Raw genomic sequence first — 19,227 nt, 5'->3', positions numbered from 1 at the left:
ATGGCGGTCCGATATGATCCAAACATCACATTCCGATTCAGCCGGCCAGGAAAAGCAGGATCCTGACTGGCAGCATTTCGCCGCGTTGCTGGGGCAGGCGTTTGCCGATGGGGTGCATGTGCCGTTATTACAGCTCATGCTAACCGCGGACGAACGGGAAGCGATAGGTATGCGCATTCGAATCGTCCGGGCGCTTTTGGCGGGGGAGAAGAGCCAGCGGGAGCTGAAAAACGAACTGGGCACCGGTATTGCCACCATCACTCGCGGTTCCAACAGCCTCAAAGCGGCGTCGCCTGAATTGATAGGCTGGCTGAAACGGCATTTGCTTGAATTACCGGAATAGCTTCCTGCCTCAATGAATCGGAACAGGGCCGGACCGGAATATCGGCGTTCTGCGGGCATAAACAGTGCCGGGGCGCTATTCCGGATGGTGGCCGCGGATTTGGTAAATATCGTTGTGAAACGGAACCAGCGCAAGTATCAGCGCCTGATGATAGACGCTGCTGCGGGTCAGTTTCCCGGCGGTAAACACGCCGATCGCGCCGCCTTGACGTTTTATATCCTTTATTCCGGTTAATCTCGCCATTTCCTGCCCCAATTCTCGCCCCTCGGTGATTCCCTGTAATATACTTTCTGGTAATATTAAACTGGCAGAGCGCGATTCGCCCCGCAAATGCGTATTTTCGATCACCATCCAGGCAAAGGTCATATTATCTTCAATACCAGCCTCAACGCCGACCCAGAAATCAGCCTCGGGACAAACCTGGCGCGCGGCCATTACCCGATTGCGCGCGCCGCTGCGCGTTTCGATATTGCCCATCGGCTGGGAAGGCACGCCGCTATCGACATCTATCCCCTCCACCCGGCAGCTTTCAAGCCCGTAGGTGTCGTTGAAGGCCTGGGCAATGGCATCGATTTTAGCCGGATTGGTCGTTGCAGCTACAACATGAAACATATCGTTTTTATTACTCCAGTCATTTTCACGCAGTATAACGGAAAAACACCATGTTACAGGTCTATCTTGTTCGCCATGGCGAAACAGAGTGGAATGCCTTGCGCCGAATTCAGGGGCAGTCCGACAGTATATTAACCGCCAATGGCGAACGTCAGGCACGGCAAGTTGCTGAGCGCGCTAAGTTATTAGGAATCACTCATATTATCAGCAGCGACCTTGGCCGTACACGCCATACCGCCGAAATTATCGCCCGGGCATGCAATTGCGATGTTTTGCTGGATCCCCGCCTGCGGGAGCTGGACATGGGCGTACTGGAAATGCGCGATATCGATACCTTGACCGCGGAAGAAGAGAGCTGGCGCAAACAGCTGGTGGACGGTACGCCGGACGGTCGTATTCCCCAGGGAGAGTCGATGACCGAGCTGTCGCTGCGGATGCAGGCGGTACTGGACGGTTGCCGCGATTTACCGCCGGGCAGCCTGCCTTTGCTGGTGAGTCACGGCATGGCGCTGGGCTGTCTTATCAGTACCGTACTGGGGTTGCCCCCCTATGCGGAGCGCCGGCTGCGGCTGCGTAACTGCTCGCTCTCGCGCATGGATTACCAGCAGAGCCCGTGGCTTGCTCCCGGCTGGGTGGTGGAAACCGCGGGCGATGTCTCTCATCTGGACAGGCCCGCGCTGGATGAGGTTCAGCGTTAGCGCCGGACCGGGATCAGATATTCGCACCGTATGGAAAGGGGCCGTGGCGCATCCGGCGCGCGTTCTTGCGGATAGAACCGCTCTATGTCATGACCTTTGCGCCGGGTCATCCTCAGCGTCGGCAGGCAGGTGCCGTATAAGGCTAGAATAAAGCTTTGCAAACCGTCCGCCGGTCCTTCATAAATGAACTGGGCATAGTCGCCGCCCTCCAGGTCGATAGGTTGCCCGCTCAGTATGTTTTCCGGCACGTCCTGCGGCTCGATGGCGGTAGTGTAAAGGACCTCCTGTTCATCATCCTTTTCATGGCTGGGACGGGAGTGATGCAAACCATACAGTATCGGCGGGATGCATTTCGCCTCCCCCAGATATTGCCGCCAGAAGTGGATACGCAGCTCGCTGCGAAAGGAGCTGATTTGCTCCAGGGTACAGGAGTAGCTTTGGGTCATTCCCACCAAATGCATCGGCGGCAAGACAATGAACTCCGGCGTGGGCATCTCATACTTCTCCAGCCGGATCGGGGGGCGAATGCCGCTGGAATCCCACTCTTCCGAGCGGCGATACAATGCCGGCGTCTGAATAAACTGTTTTTTGAACGCCCGGGTAAAGGTTTGTTGCGAATCGAAGCGATATTGCAGAGCAATATCCAGGATAGGCCGGCTGGTAAGGCGTAACGCCACCGCCGCTTTGGATAGTCTGCGGGCTCTGATGTACGCACCGATTGCATGACCTGTTACTTCTTTAAACATCCGCTGCAAATGCCATTTGGAATAACCTGCTTTCGCGGCGACATTGTCCAGGGACAACGGCTGGTCCAAATGGCCCTCCAACCAGCTTAACAGATCACGTATTATACCGGCTTGATCCATAGATCATCCTCAAAAAGCGTTTATACCCTTCATCTTCCAAGCCGCAGCTGTGCTGGCTGCACTCGCTCACCCCAGTCGCTTAGTCACCTAAGCTCCTGGGGATGATGAACCTCTTATCTGAGGTTCACCCTTGCGGGCCGGCGCAAGCGCTGTTCAAATCTGTTCGAACAGATTTGTCACGATTTCGCCGCCTTGCTGCAACTCGGCATAAATAGGGTTTAGGGCGAGAAAATTAAAAAGTTGACGCATGATACCAATTTTTTTGCACATAGATCGTCAAAGATTTATTAGCTTATTATTCTGAGCCATGTTAGCAGTACAGTGACAACGTCAAAAAAGCCTGCCATAGGGCAGCATCAACCAGATAAAGAAGCCTAATCCCATGAAAAAATTGTTGTTATCGGCATTATTCCTCAGCCTGCTGGGTTCAAGCGTCGCCCGTTCCGAAGAAGTCGGTTCGGTGGACACGGTATTCAAACTCTTCGGTCCGGACCATAAGATTGTGGTGGAAGCGTTTGACGATCCCGACGTCAAAAATGTTACCTGTTATCTCAGCCGCGCTAAAACGGGCGGTATCAAGGGCGGTCTGGGCCTGGCCGAGGATACGTCCGATGCGGCGATTTCCTGCCAGCAGGTCGGACCGATTACCCTGACGGATGAAATCAAGAACGGTAAGGAATCGAGTAGCGTGGTCTTTCAAAAGCGTACGTCGCTGATATTCAAGCGGTTGCAGGTGGTTCGTTTTTATGATGCAAAACGTAATGCACTGGTCTACCTGTCATATTCTGACCGGGTGGTTGACGGGTCGCCGAAAAACGCCCTGAGCGCGGTACCGATTATCCCATGGTCCACACAGCATCCTTAAGGCAAAGCCGTCGTAACACCGGCGGCGGTCGCCCGCGTCCGGTATTAGGACGGGAACGCCAAGGCTATTCTTCCAGATCGCCGCAAAAACGATAGCCTTCGCCATGAATGGTGGCGATGATTTCCGGCGTATCGGGGGTAGATTCGAAATGTTTGCGAATGCGTCTGATGGTGACATCGACGGTGCGATCGTGGGCTTTGAGTTCGCGGCCGGTCATCTTTTTCAACAGTTCGGCGCGGGACTGGATTTTGCCCGGATTTTCGCAGAAGTGCAGCATGGCGCGAAATTCGCTACGGGGGAGTTTATAGTGATCGCCGTTGGGGCTTAACAATGAACGGCTATTGATATCAAGTTCCCATCCGTTGAACTTATAGCTTTCCACCAGCTTGCGCTCTTCGCCGCCGCTGCCAAGGTTCATGGTGCGCGACAACAGATTACGTGCGCGGATGGTGAGTTCCCGCGGATTGAACGGCTTGGTAATATAATCGTCGGCGCCGATTTCCAAACCGAGAATTTTATCCACTTCATTATCGCGTCCGGTTAAAAACATCAGCGCGACACTCGCATGCTCCCGTAATTCCCGGGCCAGCAGTAAACCATTTTTACCCGGCAGGTTGATATCCATGATGACCAGATTGATGTCGTTTTCCGACAGAACCTGATGCATCTCTGCACCGTCGGTGGCTTCATGAACCATATAGCCCTCGGCTTCGAAAATGCTTTTGAGGGTATTGCGGGTGACTGACTCATCTTCAACAATAAGAATGTGCGGGGTCTGCATGTTTGCTACCTAAATTACCAACAAATTGAAAGAGGAAGTACAAAAGCCGCGGTCATCTTCATCATGGCCAGGAGAATAACGCCAAACCCCTGTGCGATGAGGCTAAAGTACATAAACGTGCTCCAGGTGATTAACTTTGGATAAACCTTGGCACCGCTAACCTGATTCTGGGCCGCTTTTCTCAAGCTCAAATGCCCTATAGCTTACCCTTATTAACAACACTATAACAGTGCTAACCGAATTTAACACTCAAGAAAATTTCATTTTGCTGACATATATCAAATTACCGACAAACATTAAATGCATTAAGGGGAATTCCTTTATATACCAGCATATTCGATAACTTTCCTCAGGGGAATATCCTCGATTCAGCTGAGTGTATCAAGCCTTATGCCCTAGGCAATGAAATCTAAAATGGACTCAAAATAACTGGCTGAAAAAGAAAGACATGTGATAATTTTTTCTTATATACGGCCATTACCTGCCTGTGAAGGACGAGTCAGCCATTTTGCCGTTATGCCCCGGTCCGTTCCATTGTTAATATCCTGTGACTGCTGTCCCGGCTCATTTCAGCGCGCTGCCGCCAGGTAAAATAGCGTCCCCGCTTCAATGTTCTTGCCATGCTCAGGCGGGCGACATCTTACCGGCGCCGGGATTGGTTTTATCGCGCGACGGGCCGGGCACGTTTCCGCCTCTCCCGAATTCTTTGCCGCAGGCTACAGAAAATCATTCGTAGCCTATGATGCCGATTCGCGCCATTTTGTGGTGTATAAAACTGTATCAAATGATGTTATTAACTATTTTACCGGCTAATTAATCAAAATGGCGGGTAAAAATAAGGTGGATGATGCTGTGCAATAAAGCAGCAAACACAAAATAAAATTGACTTTATAGCCTGATTGCTTTAACCAATAGGGCATAGAAAAATACTATAGATTGTTCCATACATGCGCACTATCAGCCCGAGCACCATTATTATTACCACCACCGATACCACAGGTAGCGGTGCGGGCTGACGCATACAGGATAAACAGAAAAAAGCCCGCACCTTGACAGTGCGGGCTTTTTTTTAAGCTTCAATTCAGGAGAAAAAAACAAATGCGAGTACTGAAATTCGGTGGTACCTCGGTGGCCAACGCTGAGCGGTTCAGCCGGGTGGCCGATATCATTGAAAGCAATGCAGGGCAGGGACAGGTCGCCACGGTGCTTTCCGCACCCGCCAAAATCACCAACCATCTGGTTTCGATGATCGAAAAGACGCTCGCCGGCATGGATATCCAGCCCACCATGCATGATGCCGAACAGATCTTCGCCGACCTGCTGCTGGGTTTGTCCCAGACGCAGCGAGGGCTCGATTACATCGCTTTACGGATATTGGTGGAGCAGGAATTCGCCCAAATCAAACAGTTGCTGCACGGCATCAGCCTGCTCAAGCAGTGCCCCGACAGCATCAACGCCGCCATCATTTGCCGCGGTGAAAAGCTGTCTATCGCCATTATGGAGGCGGTATTTATCGCCCGCAGTTTTGCCGTGACGGTCATCAATCCGGTGGAGAAGCTGCTGGCACAGGGCGGATTCCTGGAATCCACCGTAGACATCGTGGAATCCACCCGGCGTATCAATGATGCCGCTATCCCGCCGGATCATATTATTCTGATGGCCGGTTTTACCGCCGGCAACGAGAAAGGGGAACTGGTGGTGCTGGGGCGTAACGGCTCCGACTATTCCGCCGCGGTATTGGCCGCCTGTCTGCGCGCCGATTGCTGTGAAATATGGACCGACGTGGACGGGGTTTATACCTGCGATCCGCGCCAGGTGCCGGATGCGCGCCTGCTGAAATCCATGTCCTATCAGGAGGCGATGGAGCTCTCCTACTTCGGCGCCAAGGTGCTGCATCCCCGCACCATTGCCCCCATCGCCCGCTTCCAGATTCCCTGTCTGATAAAAAATACCGAAAACCCGCAGGCGCCGGGAACGTTGATCGGCCGTACCGATCCGGACCTGTCCAATCCGGTGAAGGGAATTACGCACCTTAATAATATGGCGATGATTAACGTATCCGGTCCGGGCATGAAAGGGATGATCGGCATGGCCGCGCGGGTTTTCGCCGCCATGTCCCGCGCCGGCAGTTCGGTGGTGTTGATAACCCAGTCCTCGTCGGAATACAGCATCAGCTTCTGCGTGCCGCAAAACGAATTAAACGGCGCCCGCAAGGCCCTGGAAGATGAGTTCTACCTGGAGCTTAAGGACGGCCTGCTGGAACCGCTGGATATTATGAACAAACTGGCGATCATTTCGGTCATTGGCGACGGGATGCGCACTCAGCGCGGGCTGTCCGCCAAGCTGTTCGCGGCGCTGGCGCGGGCCAATATCAATATCATCGCCATCGCCCAGGGCTCGTCCGAACGGTCTATCTCGGTGGTGGTGGATAATGATCTTACCACCACCGGGGTGCGTGTCGCCCACCAGATGCTGTTCAATACCGATCAGGTTATCGAAGTGTTCGTCATCGGTTCGGGCGGGGTTGCCGGCGCATTGCTGGAGCAAATCCGCCGCCAGCACCAATGGCTTAAAGAGAAGCATATCGATCTGCGGGTGTGCGGTATCGCCAATTCAAAGGCGCTGCTCACCAATGTCCACGGCATCGCGCTGGATAGCTGGCAGGAGGAGCTGGCGCAGGCCCGTGAGCCTTTTAATCTGGGACGGCTTATCCGCCTGGTGAAAGAGTATCATCTGCTTAATCCGGTTATCGTTGACTGCACCAGCAGCGCGGCGATTGCCGATCAATACGCCGATTTCCTGGCCGACGGTTTTCATGTGGTGACCCCCAATAAAAAGGCCAACACCTCATCCATGCAGTATTACCGGCAAATGCGCGGGGCGGCGGCGGGATCGCGCCGTAAATTCCTTTACGATACCAACGTCGGCGCCGGTTTGCCGGTGATCGAGAATTTACAGAATCTGCTGAATGCCGGCGATGAATTGACGCGGTTTTCCGGTATCCTTTCCGGATCCCTGTCCTATATTTTCGGCAAACTGGATGAAGGCCTGTCGCTGTCGGCCGCGACGCTGGCGGCGAAAGAACTGGGGTTTACCGAGCCCGATCCGCGGGATGACTTGTCAGGTACGGATGTTGCGCGTAAGTTACTGATCCTTGCCCGTGAGGCCGGCCATCAGCTGGAACTGGCGGATGTGGAGGTGGAGCCCGTGTTGCCGGAAGGGTTTGACGACGGCGGCGACGTGGAGACGTTTATGGCCAGACTGCCGGAGATTGACGATGCCTTCGGCGCCAAAGTGGCGGCGGCCCGTGATGAGGGCAAGGTGTTGCGTTACGTCGCCAGTATCGACGATGGCCGATGCCGGGTGAGAATCGCCGCGGTGGACGGTAATAATCCGTTATACAAAGTGAAGGATGGTGAAAACGCACTGGCCTTTTACACCCGTTATTATCAACCGTTGCCGCTGGTATTGCGCGGTTACGGCGCCGGCAACGAAGTAACGGCCGCCGGTGTCTTTGCGGATCTTTTGCGTACGCTGTCATGGAAGCTGGGAGTTTAAAATGGTTAAGGTGTATGCGCCGGCATCAATAGGTAATGTCAGTGTCGGCTTCGATGTGCTGGGGGCGGCGGTTTCGCCGGTGGACGGTACGCTGCTGGGGGATTGCGTGACGGTGGAAGCCGCGGCGCAGTTCAGCCTGACCAATCAAGGTCGTTTTGCCGGCAAGCTGCCGGCGGATCCGCAGCAGAACATCGTTTATCAATGCTGGCAGCGATTTTGCCAGGCGGTGGGTAAAACCGTTCCGGTAGCCATGATGCTGGAAAAAAACATGCCTATCGGCTCCGGCCTGGGCTCCAGCGCCTGTTCAGTGGTGGCGGCGCTGGTAGCGATGAACGCCTACTGCGATTATCCCCTGGACGAAAACCATATGCTGACGCTGATGGGAGAAATGGAAGGGCGCATTTCCGGCAGCGTCCATTACGATAATGTGGCGCCCTGTTTTCTCGGCGGCATCCAGCTGATGCTGGAAGAGAACAGTATCATCAGCCAACAGATTCCCGGTTTCAGCGAATGGCTGTGGGTCATGGCCTACCCGGGCATCAAGGTCTCCACCGCCGAGGCGCGGGCGATATTGCCGGCACAGTATCGCCGCCAGGACTGTATCAGCCACGGCCGTTTCCTGGCGGGGTTTATTCACGCCAGCCATACCCAGCAGCCCGCCCTGGCGGCCAAGCTGATGAAGGACGTCATCGCCGAGCCGTACCGTACCCGTCTGCTGCCGGGATTTATCGAGGCGCGCCATGCGGCGACCCAGATAGGCGCGCTGGCCTGCGGCATCTCCGGATCCGGTCCGACGATGTTCGCGGTGTGCGATCGGGAGGATACCGCGCAGCGTCTGGCGGATTGGCTGGCGCAGCACTACCTGCAAAACGACGAAGGATTTGTTCATATCTGTCGCCTGGATACCACCGGCGCGCGAGTGATGGGATAACGCATGAAACTGTATAATATTAAAGATCACAACGAGCAGGTCAGCTTCGCGCAGGCGATCAAGCAAGGGCTGGGGCGTCAGCAGGGATTGTTTTTTCCGCGAGACCTGCCGGAGTTTACCCCGACGCAAATCGATGAGCTGCTTAAGCTCGATCTGGTGACCCGCAGCGCTCGCATCCTGTCGGCCTATATCGGCGATGAGCTGCCCCTGGAAGTCATACACAAGCGCGTGAACGCCGCTTTCGAATTCCCGGCGCCGGTGGTGAATATTTCGGCGGATATTGCCGCCCTGGAGCTGTTCCACGGGCCGACCCTGGCGTTCAAGGATTTCGGCGGCCGTTTTATGGCGCAGATGCTGACCGAGGTGGCCAAAGGCGAGCCGGTGACCATTCTCACCGCCACCTCAGGCGATACCGGCGCCGCGGTGGCGCACGCCTTTTACGGACTGGATAACGTGCGGGTGGTGATTCTTTATCCGAAGGGTAAAATCAGCCCGCTGCAGGAAAAGCTGTTTTGCACCCTCGGCGGCAATATCCACACCGTTGCCGTTGAAAGCGATTTCGATGCCTGTCAGGCGCTGGTGAAACAGGCGTTTGACGATGAGCCGTTAAAACGCGAGCTGGGCTTGAATTCGGCTAACTCCATTAATATCAGCCGTCTGCTGGCGCAGATTTGTTACTATTTTGAAGCGGTATCGCAGCTGCCGCAGGAAGCGCGCAATCAGCTGGTGGTCTCGGTGCCCAGCGGCAACTTCGGCGATTTGACCGCCGGTTTGCTGGCTATGTCGCTGGGACTGCCCGTTAAGCGTTTTATTGCCGCCACCAACGCCAATGATACCGTGCCGCGATTTTTGTCCGGCGGCCGGTGGTTGCCCAATCCTACCGTTACCACCCTGTCCAATGCGATGGATGTCAGCCAGCCGAACAACTGGCCGCGGGTGGAGGAGCTTTTCCGTCGCAAGAACTGGCGCCTGGACAGTTTGTCCTATGGCAGCGTGAGCGATGATATTACCCGGGAGACCATGCGTGAGCTGGCGGCGCTGGGCTATATTTCAGAACCCCATGCCGCTATTGCCTATCGGTTGCTGCGGGATCAACTGAAGCCCGGCGAGTTCGGTTTGTTCCTCGGCACCGCCCATCCGGCGAAATTCAAGGAGACGGTGGACGAGGTGCTGGGCAGTTCCTTGCCGTTGCCGAAGGCGCTGGCGCTGCGGGCTACGCTGCCGCTGCTGTCGCGGCAGCTGCCGGCGGATTTTGCGCAATTGCGCCGGCTGCTGATGGATTTGCCGCGGTAAAGTATTGCCGCGGTCTCCCTTTGACAGGCTCGTTGCACGATCGGCGCCGGCGGGCCTACCGCTCTGCGGGGCGCTCCGGCCGTTTGAAGATAAATTCGGTTTCGCTGGATTGCGCGGCGTCATAAACATAGCCGCCGTCATGAAATTCGGTAAGCTGTTCCGGGCGCGATAGCCTGCCGGTAATGATAAAGCGGCTCATCATGCCGCGGGCCTTTTTGGCGTTGAAGCTGATGACTTTGTATTTGCCGTTTTTCTGATCGAGAAAGACCGGCTTGATGATGCGTCCCGCCAGTTTTTTCTCATTGACCGCTCTGAAGTACTCTTCCGATGCCAGGTTAATCAACACGTCGTCTTGTTGCTCCTCCAGCGCTTCCTGCAATGTGTCGGTCAGCGTATCCCCCCAGAACCGGTATAAATCGGCTCCCCGCGGATTGGCAAGTTTGATGCCCATTTCCAGCCGGTAGGGCTGCATCAGATCCAGCGGGCGTAATATGCCGTACAGCCCGGACAGAATGCGCAGATGAGTCTGGGCGAAATCAAAATCCTCTTCGTCGAAGGTGTCGGCCCGCAAGCCGTTATAAACATCGCCTTTAAACGCCAAAATCGCCTGGCGGGCGTTGTCGGGGGTGAACTCCTCCTGCCATGACTGGAAGCGCGCCACATTAAGACTGGCCAGTTTATCGCTGATGCCCATAAGCGTGGACAACTGAGCCGGCGTTAGCTTCCGGCATATCGCCATGATCTGTTTTGAGCTTTCCAGCAGCGCCGGCCGGCTGTAGCGCCGGGTAGCCGGCGGGCTTTGGTAATCCAGCGTTTTGGCTGGAGAGATAACGATAAGCATATTTTTCCGGTCCTGTGTCTCTTCTCATTTAGGCGCTGCCGGCCGGTCCCAGATTCCCGGTGACAGCTGGTCGGCGATAGCGGGGAAATTAGCGGCGTAGAAGGTCGGTAATTTACCGATATTGCGCTGGCTATTGTAATCACGCGCCAGCATTAACGCGATACGCGACAGCAGCAGCAGCGCGATGAGATTGGTGAGGGTCATCAACCCCATCGCCATATCCGCCAGCCGCCACAATACCGGCATATCGGCCAGGCAGCCGAACATCACCATCGTAAGCGTCAGCAAGCGAAACAGCCATATCAGCCCTCGGGGGCAGCGGCGGAAGAATCGCAGGCTGCTTTCCGCATAGGCGTAGTTGCCGATGATGGAGGTGAAAGCGAATATAAAAATAATGATCACCATGAACCAGGTGCTCCATGCGCCGCCCACGGAGGCGATGGACTGCTGGATCAAGGCGAAGCCCGGCTGCGGGGGCGTGGCCTGATCCAACGCCCCGGACGTGAGGATGATGGCGGCGGTGGCGCTGCATATCACGATGGTGTCTATAAACACCGCCAGCATTTGTATATAGCCCTGGGAGGCTGGATGCGGCGGCCAGGGGGTGGCGGCGGCGGCGATATTGGGCGCCGAACCCATGCCGGCCTCGTTGGAGAACAATCCCCGCTGCACCCCCATGAAAATCGCCTGGGATATCCCGTAGCCGGCTACCCCTGCGGCGGCCTGGCGCAGTCCGAACGCGCTGCTGAACACCAGTTCGGCCACGTCGGCCAGCCTGCCTATATTATGGGCCGCCGTCCAACCCGCCAGGATAACGTAGAGCAGCGCCATGGCCGGTACTATCCATTGCGACAGGCGGGCAATGATCCGCACCCCGCCGAAGATGGCCAGGGCGGTCAGCGCCACCAGCCCCAGGCCGATCTGGTAGGATTTATAACCGAACGCGCCCTGCAGCGATTGGGCAATCGCCCCGGCCTGTACCGAGTTGAATACGCCGCCGTAGCCCACCAGCAGGAAGCAGGAAAACAATATGCCCATCCAGCGCAGGCCCAGTCCTTTCTCCATGTACCAGGCCGGACCGCCGCGAAAATTGCCCTGCGCGTCGCGTACTTTATAGAGCTGCGCCAGCGTGCTCTCCACAAAGGCGGTGGCCATGCCGATAAACGCCGCCAGCCACATCCAGACGATGGCGCCCGGCCCGCCCACCACCAGCGCCAGGACCACGCCGGTGAGATTGCCGCAGCCGATACGCGCCGCCAGGGTGGTGCACAAGGCTTGAAAGGGCGAGATGCCGGCGCGGTCGGCCTGGTTCGATCCTTTCAGGATGGAGAAGATATGAAAAAAGTGGCGGAACTGGATAAAACCGGAGCGCAACGTAAACCAAAGCCCGGTCCCTATCAACAGATATATCAGGACGGAATTCCAGATAAGGTCATTGATGAAATTAAATAGCTCGGCCATTTCCGCCTCTTCTTCCATGATAAACGGCGGCGGCGGATAATCCACCGGTGTGAGCCTTGCGCCGGTCCCCACGCGTGGTATTATCGGAAAAGGCCGTGCAACGCCACCTTATAAGCACACCCTTCACCATGAGACATCTCAACATGACAGATAAATTAAGTGCCCTACGCAAAATGACCTCCGTTGTCGCCGATACGGGTGATATCACCGCCATTAAACTGTACCAGCCACAGGATGCGACCACCAACCCCTCATTGATTCTTAATGCGGCGCAGATTCCTGAATATCGCCGATACATCGATCAGGCCGTCACCTGGGCCCGCGACCAAAGCAGCGATCCGGCCGAGCAGGTTAAATACGCCACCGACAAGCTGGCGGTGAATATCGGCGTCGAAATTCTGAAGCTGGTCCCCGGCCGCGTTTCCACCGAAGTGGATGCCCGTCTTTCTTATGACACCGAAGCCAGCGTCGCCAAAGCCAAACGGCTCATCAAGCTTTATAACGATGCCGGTATCGGCAACGATCGCATCCTGATTAAACTGGCCTCTACCTGGCAGGGCATCCGTGCGGCGGAACAGTTGGAAAAAGCCGGCATCAATTGTAATCTGACGCTGCTGTTTTCCTTCGCCCAGGCCCGCGCCTGCGCCGAAGCGGGCGCTTTTCTGATTTCGCCGTTCGTCGGCCGCATTCTCGACTGGCACAAAGCCAACGGCAGCCAGAAAGAGTTCAGCCCCCAGCAGGATCCCGGCGTAGTGTCGGTTACCGAGATTTACCGCTATTACAAAGAGCATGGCTATGAAACTGTGGTCATGGGCGCCAGTTTCCGTAACATCGGCGAAATCATCGAACTGGCCGGCTGCGACCGCCTGACCATCGCGCCGCCGTTGCTCAAAGAGCTGGCGGAAAGCGAAGGCCCGCTGGAACGTAAACTATCCTATACAGGAAATATCAAGGCGCGTCCCGCAAAAATGACCGAAGCCGAGTTCCTGTGGGAGCATAACCTCGATCCGATGGCGGTGGATAAGCTGGCTGACGGCATCCGCAAGTTTGCCGTCGATCAGGAAAAGCTGGAAAAGATGATCAAAGAATTGCTGTAACGCGCGACAACAGCGAATATGGCCCGCGTTGCGGGCCGTTTTTTTAGCGGCTGGCCTTTAATGGGCAACTTGATATCATAAGCGGAATATTCGCTGCAGGATGATATCCATGAATACATGTCGCATAGGGCTGGTTTCCATCTCCGATCGCGCCGCCAAAGGTGTCTATCAGGACCAGGGTATCCCCGCGCTGGCCGCCTGGCTCACCGGGGCGCTGGTTACGCCGTTCAAACTGGAAACCCGTCTGGTGCCCGATGAGCAGCTGTTGATTGAGCAAACCCTTTGTGAACTGGTGGATGAAATGGGTTGTCATCTGGTGCTGACCACCGGCGGCACAGGTCCGGCCCGTCGCGATGTGACCCCCGATGCGACGCTGGCGGTGGCGGATCGTGAAATGCCCGGCTTCGGCGAGCAGATGCGGCAAATCAGCCTGCATTTTGTACCCACCGCCATTTTATCCCGGCAGACCGCAGTGATTCGTAAACAGGCCCTGATCCTTAATTTGCCGGGCCAGCCCCGCTCGATAAAAGAAACCCTGGAAGGGGTGAAGGATGAACAGGGCAAGGTGCTGGTGACCGGCATTTTCGCCAGCGTGCCCTATTGTATCCAGCTGTTGGAGGGGCCGTATCTGGACACCGACCCGGCCGTCGTATCCTCCTTCCGTCCCCGAAGCGCCCGCCGCCCCGCCGACAGCTGATGGGAAACGTGCCGGGGGCATGTAAGTCCTGTCTTCCTCCATTTACTACTTATTACCTCCCCGGCCCGCTCACGGCGGTGAAAAGGGTTTCCAGCCAGTAAAAATATCTTTACAATAAGGTTTGAATTTTTTTCATATTTTATCTGGCGTTAAGTGAAAAATTATGAATGGCGATCCTCGGCGTCGTTTGAATCCGCAAGATTATAAAACCCTCTCTCTGGCCGCCCTGGGGGGCGCTCTGGAGTTTTATGATTTTATCATTTTTGTGTTTTTCGCCGGCGTTATGGGCAAGCTGTTTTTCCCGGCCGATCTGCCGGAATGGCTCAGGCAAATGCAAACCTTCGGTATTTTTGCCGCCGGCTACCTGGCCAGGCCCCTGGGGGGCATCGTTATGGCGCATTTCGGCGATAGGGTCGGGCGCAAAAAGATGTTCAGCCTGTCGATACTGCTGATGGCGCTGCCTACCCTGCTGATGGGTCTGCTGCCTACCTATGCCGCGCTGGGCGTTGCCGCGCCGCTGCTGCTGTTACTGCTGCGGATCCTGCAGGGAGCGGCCATTGGCGGGGAAGTGCCCGGCGCGTGGGTTTTCGTGGCCGAACATGTGCCGCGGCGGCGTATCGGTTTCGCCTGCGGCACCTTGACCGCCGGACTTACCGTCGGCATATTGCTCGGCTCGTTTGTCGCCACCCTGATCAACGCCTTGATTTCTGGGCAGGATATCGTCCGGTGGGGCTGGCGCATTCCCTTTTTCCTCGGCGGCGTTTTCGGACTGGCGGCCATGTACCTGCGGCGCTGGCTGCGGGAAACACCGGTGTTTCTGGAGATGCAGGCCCGGCAAATGCTGGCGAAGGAACTGCCGCTGAAATCGGTCATCGTCAACCACCAAAAGGCGGTGATCCTTTCCATGCTGCTGACCTGGCTGTTGTCCGCCGGCATTGTGGTGGTGATCCTGATGGCACCCCTGTGGCTGCAACAGCAGGCAGGGGTGCCGGCGGCCCTGGCGCTGGAAGCCAATTGCCTGGCCACCATTGCCCTGGCGGCGGGGTGCGTGGTCACCGGTGCGGTCATCGATACCCTGGGCGCGGGTAAGACCTTTACGTACGGCTGCCTTATGCTGGCCGTTTTCAGCTGGCTGTTCTACCACGCCGGCGGCGGCCACCCGCTGCAGCTATTCGTCGCCTATGGGCTGGCGGGTTTCAGCGTCGGCGTGGTGGGCGGGGTGCCTTACGTCATGGTTCATGTTTTTCCCGCCGCGGTGCGTTTCAGCGGTATTTCGTTCTCCTATAATATTGCTTACGCCGTGTTCGGCGGCCTAACGCCGATATTCGTCACCCTGCTGATGAAAATCACTCCCATGGCCCCCGCCTGGTATGTGTTGGGTCTGGCATTGATGGGGGTAGCCCTCGGGATATTCCTGCCGGCGGATCTGCGCCGCATATTGCCGTTGGGCGACAGGATCAATTCCGCCGCCTGATCAGGCGGTGATGTCTGCCCGGGGCCGGACGCGGTTTTTTCGCGCCGGCTCTCGCTTTTATCTCGTTCGGGCCTGAATTTTTATCCTACGGCATAAAATCCATATCTTTCATAATGATATAGCTATTTGACTGTTTTCAATAACAATACGGCGGGGCTAAGGGACGGGAAAAACAGCTTTTTTTTCCCCTTACCCCTTGATGCACGGCGTAGCGGCCCCATCTTATCTGCAACCAACGTTGTTAAACCTGCAAACAAATAGCAGTCGGTAACTTGAAAACAGCTTAGCCGGCCACATATCAGGTTTACGACCACAACGAATATGACTTTTAGTGGAGATGTTTAGATGGGTAAAATTATTGGTATCGACTTGGGTACGACCAACTCTTGTATCGCAATCATTGAAGGCTCCAAACCTCGGGTGCTGGAAAACAGCGAAGGCGATCGTACTACCCCTTCCATTATTGCTTACACGCAGGACGGTGAAATTCTGGTTGGCCAACCAGCTAAACGTCAGTCCGTCACTAATCCCAAGAACACGCTGTTCGCCATCAAACGTTTGATCGGACGCCGTTACGAAGACGAAGAAGTACAGCGTGACAAAAATATCATGCCGTACAGCATTATCGCATCCGATAACGGAGATGCCTGGCTGGACGTGAAAGGCCAGAAAATGGCCCCGCCGCAGATCTCCGCCGAAATCCTGAAAAAAATGAAAAAAACCGCGGAAGATTATCTGGGTGAACCGGTTACCGAAGCGGTTATCACCGTGCCGGCGTATTTCAACGATACCCAGCGCCAGGCCACCAAGGATGCGGGACGTATTGCCGGTCTTGATGTTAAACGCATCATTAACGAACCCACCGCCGCGGCGCTGGCCTACGGTCTGGATAAAGAAGTCGGCAACCGCACCATCGCGGTGTATGACCTGGGCGGCGGTACGTTCGATATCTCGATTATCGAAATCGACGATGTGGATGGCGAAAAGACCTTTGAAGTCCTGTCCACCAATGGCGACACTCATCTGGGTGGCGAAGACTTCGACAGCCGCCTGATTAATTATCTGGTTGATGAATTCAAGAAAGATCAGGGCATCGATCTGCGCAATGACCCGCTGGCGATGCAGCGTCTGAAAGAGTCCGCGGAAAAGGCCAAGATCGAGCTCTCTTCCGCTCAGCAGACCGACGTGAACCTGCCGTACATTACGGCGGATGCCACCGGTCCGAAACACATGAACATCAAGGTCACCCGCGCCAAGCTGGAATCCCTGGTGGAAGACCTGGTTAAACGCACCATGGATCCGCTGAAGATGGCCCTGAAGGATGCCGGGCTGTCGGTGAGCGATATCAAGGACGTTATTCTGGTGGGCGGCCAGACCCGTATGCCGCTGGTGCAGAAGACCGTTACCGATTTCTTCGGCAAAGAACCGCGTAAAGACGTCAACCCCGATGAAGCGGTGGCTATCGGCGCCGCGGTGCAGGGCGGCGTATTGGCCGGTGATGTGAAAGACGTGCTGCTGCTGGACGTAACGCCTTTGTCCCTGGGTATCGAAACCATGGGCGGCGTGATGACGGCGCTTATCGCCAAAAACACGACCATCCCCACCAAGCACAGCCAGGTGTTCTCCACTGCGGAAGACAACCAGTCCGCCGTGACCATCCATGTGCTGCAGGGTGAACGTAAACGCGCCGCCGATAACAAGTCCCTGGGACAGTTCAATCTGGACGGTATTTCTCCGGCCATGCGCGGCATGCCGCAAATTGAAGTGACCTTTGATATCGATGCCGACGGTATCCTGCATGTGTCCGCCAAGGACAAGAACAGCGGCCGCGAACAGAAGATCACCATCAAGGCCTCTTCCGGTCTGAACGAGGAAGAAATCCAGAAGATGGTGCGTGAAGCCGAAGCCAACGCGGAATCCGACCGTAAGTTCGAAGAGCTGGTCCAGACCCGCAACCAGGCCGATCACCTGCTGCACAGCACCCGCAAGCAAATGGAAGAAGCGGGCGATAAACTGCCGGCGGATGACAAGACCGCTATCGAGACCGCGCTGAACGGTCTGGATACCGCGCTGAAAGGCGAAGACAAAGCGGAAATCGAAGCCAAGATGCAGGCGCTGATCCAGGTCTCCGGCAAACTGCTGGAAGTGGCGCAGCAGCAGGCGCAGGCCGGGGCAGGCGCAACGGATGCCGGCGCCGATGGGGCCAAGAAGGACGATGACGTGGTCGATGCCGAGTTTGAAGAAGTCAAAGATAAAAAATAATCGCCCTTGATGGGGCACAGCGGCGATAGCTGATATCGTGGCTGGCAACAGGCACGGGCGTAGGGGTAACCTTGCGCCCGTGCAAGCATGTCGAGGGCAGGAAGAGACAATGGCGAAGTCAGACTATTACGAGATTTTAGGCGTCCCCAGAGACGGGGATGAGCGTGAAATCAAAAAGGCCTATAAACGCCTGGCAATGAAATACCACCCGGATCGTAACCCCGGGAACGCGCAAGCCGAAGCAAAGTTCAAAGAAGTCAAAGAAGCGTATGAAATTCTGAATGACCCGCAAAAACGCGCGGCCTACGATCAGTACGGCCATGCCGCTTTTGAGCAGGGGGGCATGGGCGGCGGTGCCGGCGGAGCGGATTTCACCGATATCTTCGGCGATGTGTTCGGCGATATTTTCGGCGGCGGTCGCCGCCAGCGCGCCAGCCGTGGTTCAGATCTCCGCTACAATATGGAGCTGACGCTGGAAGAGGCGGTGCGCGGCGTTACCAAGGAAATCCGTATCCCCGCCCTTGAAGAGTGCGACGTTTGCCATGGCAGCGGCGCCAAACCGGGCACTTCGCCCATAACCTGTCCTACCTGCCACGGCGCCGGACAGGTGCAGATGCGCCAGGGCTTTTTCGCGGTGCAGCAAGCCTGCCCCACCTGCCAGGGACGCGGCAAGGTAATCAAGGATCCCTGCCATAAATGCCACGGCCACGGTCGGGTAGAGAAAGCCAAAACCCTGTCGGTCAAAATACCGGCCGGGGTGGATACCGGCGATCGGATCCGTTTGGCGGGGGAAGGTGAAGCAGGGGAGCAGGGGGCGCCGGCCGGGGATCTGTACGTTCAGGTTCAGGTCCGCCAGCATCCCATTTTCGAACGTGAGGACAATAACCTGTTTTGCGAAGTCCCCATCAATTTCGCCATGGCGGCGCTGGGCGGCGAAATCGAAGTGCCGACGCTCGACGGCCGGGTAAGCCTGAAAGTGCCGGCGGAAACGCAAACCGGCAAGTTGTTCAGAATGCGCGGCAAAGGGGTAAAATCGGTACGCGGCGGCGCTCAGGGGGACCTGCTGTGCCGGGTTGTAGTGGAAACCCCGGTGAAGCTTAATGAAAAGCAAAAACAGCTGCTGCGCGAGCTGGAAGAGAGTTTCGGCGGCGTCGGCGGTGCGCAAAACAGCCCGCGATCCAAGAGCTTTCTTGACGGCGTGAAGAAGTTTTTCGACGATTTGACGCGCTAAAAATCCGAAAGGGCCGTTCGCCTTCGCGGCCCCGGCGATAAATGTCTCCCCCGGCTATGCTGATGATAGTGTTCGGCAACGCTGTTGGGGAGGTTATCTATACGCTACGGTGCGCCAGTAAGCTATCCCGGCTGGAGATAAAACCGCGTTTTGCGAAGCGGCTTGTAATACCTTCCGATTATCAGTCCCTTTTGTTTACCCACAGCGCCAATTCCCG

Annotated in this window: 17 protein-coding genes and 1 other annotated feature; of the genes, 12 read left to right on the top strand and 5 right to left on the bottom strand. The window is 56.2% G+C overall.

Translation table 11 applies throughout. The features are described from left to right. Positions 1-13: 13 nt before the first annotated feature. Positions 14-343 (top strand): trp operon repressor, encoded by a 330-nt coding sequence (gene trpR, locus GTU79_RS23510; protein ID WP_132925860.1) that lies wholly within the window; start codon positions 14-16, stop codon positions 341-343. A gap of 75 nt (positions 344-418) precedes the next feature. Here the strand turns inward: trpR and yjjX are convergent, their stop codons facing one another. Next, entirely contained in the window at positions 419-955 is a 537-nt protein-coding gene (gene yjjX, locus GTU79_RS23505) for an inosine/xanthosine triphosphatase (protein WP_132925862.1), read from the bottom strand. A 50-nt stretch (positions 956-1,005) separates the two neighbouring features. Between yjjX and gpmB the strand changes: the two genes are divergently transcribed. Then, positions 1,006-1,653: a 2,3-diphosphoglycerate-dependent phosphoglycerate mutase GpmB gene (gpmB, locus tag GTU79_RS23500; protein ID WP_203523925.1), complete on the top strand. Its 648-nt coding sequence runs from the start codon at positions 1,006-1,008 to the stop codon at positions 1,651-1,653. Here the strand turns inward: gpmB and robA are convergent. Continuing rightward, positions 1,650-2,519, bottom strand: coding sequence for an MDR efflux pump AcrAB transcriptional activator RobA (gene robA, locus GTU79_RS23495; RefSeq protein ID WP_132925866.1), 870 nt, complete (start codon positions 2,517-2,519; stop codon positions 1,650-1,652). The genes gpmB and robA overlap by 4 nt on opposite strands. A gap of 382 nt (positions 2,520-2,901) precedes the next feature. Between robA and creA the strand changes: the two genes are divergently transcribed. After that, complete coding sequence (creA, locus tag GTU79_RS23490; RefSeq protein ID WP_214513417.1) at positions 2,902-3,384, top strand: protein CreA; 483 nt, start codon at positions 2,902-2,904, stop codon at positions 3,382-3,384. Between the two features lie 64 nt (positions 3,385-3,448). On the opposite strand, the gene arcA is transcribed toward creA, so the two are convergent. Then, positions 3,449-4,165, bottom strand: a complete 717-nt coding sequence (arcA, locus tag GTU79_RS23485; RefSeq protein ID WP_132925870.1) for a two-component system response regulator ArcA — start codon at positions 4,163-4,165, stop codon at positions 3,449-3,451. 947 nt (positions 4,166-5,112) lie between these two features. Between arcA and thrL the strand changes: the two genes are divergently transcribed. The 4 genes from thrL to thrC all read left to right on the top strand — a co-directional run bounded on the left by thrL (position 5,113) and on the right by thrC (position 9,947). Beyond that, entirely contained in the window at positions 5,113-5,181 is a 69-nt protein-coding gene (thrL, locus tag GTU79_RS31600; RefSeq protein ID WP_132928007.1) for a thr operon leader peptide, read from the top strand. Next, positions 5,120-5,237: a sequence feature (Thr leader region), on the top strand. Its footprint overlaps the gene before it by 62 nt. A gap of 26 nt (positions 5,238-5,263) precedes the next feature. Continuing rightward, entirely contained in the window at positions 5,264-7,723 is a 2,460-nt protein-coding gene (gene thrA, locus GTU79_RS23475) for a bifunctional aspartate kinase/homoserine dehydrogenase I (protein WP_203523924.1), read from the top strand. Position 7,724: 1 nt separating this feature from the next. Continuing rightward, on the top strand, positions 7,725-8,654 hold the full coding sequence (thrB, locus tag GTU79_RS23470) for a homoserine kinase (RefSeq protein ID WP_132925874.1): 930 nt from the start codon (positions 7,725-7,727) through the stop codon (positions 8,652-8,654). Positions 8,655-8,657: 3 nt separating this feature from the next. Continuing rightward, positions 8,658-9,947 carry a threonine synthase gene (thrC, locus tag GTU79_RS23465; RefSeq protein WP_203523923.1) on the top strand — a complete coding sequence of 430 codons (1,290 nt, stop codon included), beginning with the start codon at positions 8,658-8,660 and terminating at the stop codon, positions 9,945-9,947. A gap of 55 nt (positions 9,948-10,002) precedes the next feature. On the opposite strand, the gene yaaA is transcribed toward thrC, so the two are convergent. Next, positions 10,003-10,788 carry a peroxide stress protein YaaA gene (gene yaaA, locus GTU79_RS23460; protein WP_203523922.1) on the bottom strand — a complete coding sequence of 262 codons (786 nt, stop codon included), beginning with the start codon at positions 10,786-10,788 and terminating at the stop codon, positions 10,003-10,005. A 24-nt stretch (positions 10,789-10,812) separates the two neighbouring features. Continuing rightward, positions 10,813-12,249, bottom strand: coding sequence for an alanine/glycine:cation symporter family protein (locus GTU79_RS23455; protein WP_203524054.1), 1,437 nt, complete (start codon positions 12,247-12,249; stop codon positions 10,813-10,815). A 143-nt stretch (positions 12,250-12,392) separates the two neighbouring features. Between GTU79_RS23455 and tal the strand changes: the two genes are divergently transcribed. The 5 genes from tal to dnaJ all read left to right on the top strand — a co-directional run bounded on the left by tal (position 12,393) and on the right by dnaJ (position 19,010). Next, positions 12,393-13,346, top strand: a complete 954-nt coding sequence (tal, locus tag GTU79_RS23450) for a transaldolase (protein ID WP_132925880.1) — start codon at positions 12,393-12,395, stop codon at positions 13,344-13,346. A 109-nt stretch (positions 13,347-13,455) separates the two neighbouring features. Further along, entirely contained in the window at positions 13,456-14,043 is a 588-nt protein-coding gene (mog, locus tag GTU79_RS23445) for a molybdopterin adenylyltransferase (protein ID WP_132925882.1), read from the top strand. 163 nt (positions 14,044-14,206) lie between these two features. Beyond that, a complete protein-coding gene (locus GTU79_RS23440) occupies positions 14,207-15,517 on the top strand; it encodes an MFS transporter (RefSeq protein WP_203523921.1) in 1,311 nt (436 codons plus the stop codon). A 345-nt stretch (positions 15,518-15,862) separates the two neighbouring features. Then, complete coding sequence (gene dnaK, locus GTU79_RS23435) at positions 15,863-17,779, top strand: molecular chaperone DnaK (protein WP_132925886.1); 1,917 nt, start codon at positions 15,863-15,865, stop codon at positions 17,777-17,779. Between the two features lie 109 nt (positions 17,780-17,888). After that, entirely contained in the window at positions 17,889-19,010 is a 1,122-nt protein-coding gene (gene dnaJ / locus GTU79_RS23430; RefSeq protein WP_203523920.1) for a molecular chaperone DnaJ, read from the top strand. Positions 19,011-19,227 lie beyond the last annotated feature (217 nt).

It is taken from the genome of Sodalis ligni, assembly GCF_016865525.2.
Classification (GTDB): domain Bacteria; phylum Pseudomonadota; class Gammaproteobacteria; order Enterobacterales; family Enterobacteriaceae; genus Acerihabitans; species Acerihabitans ligni.
Note: the sequence above shows the minus strand (reverse complement) of the source record. Positions and strands in the feature narration are given on the sequence as shown.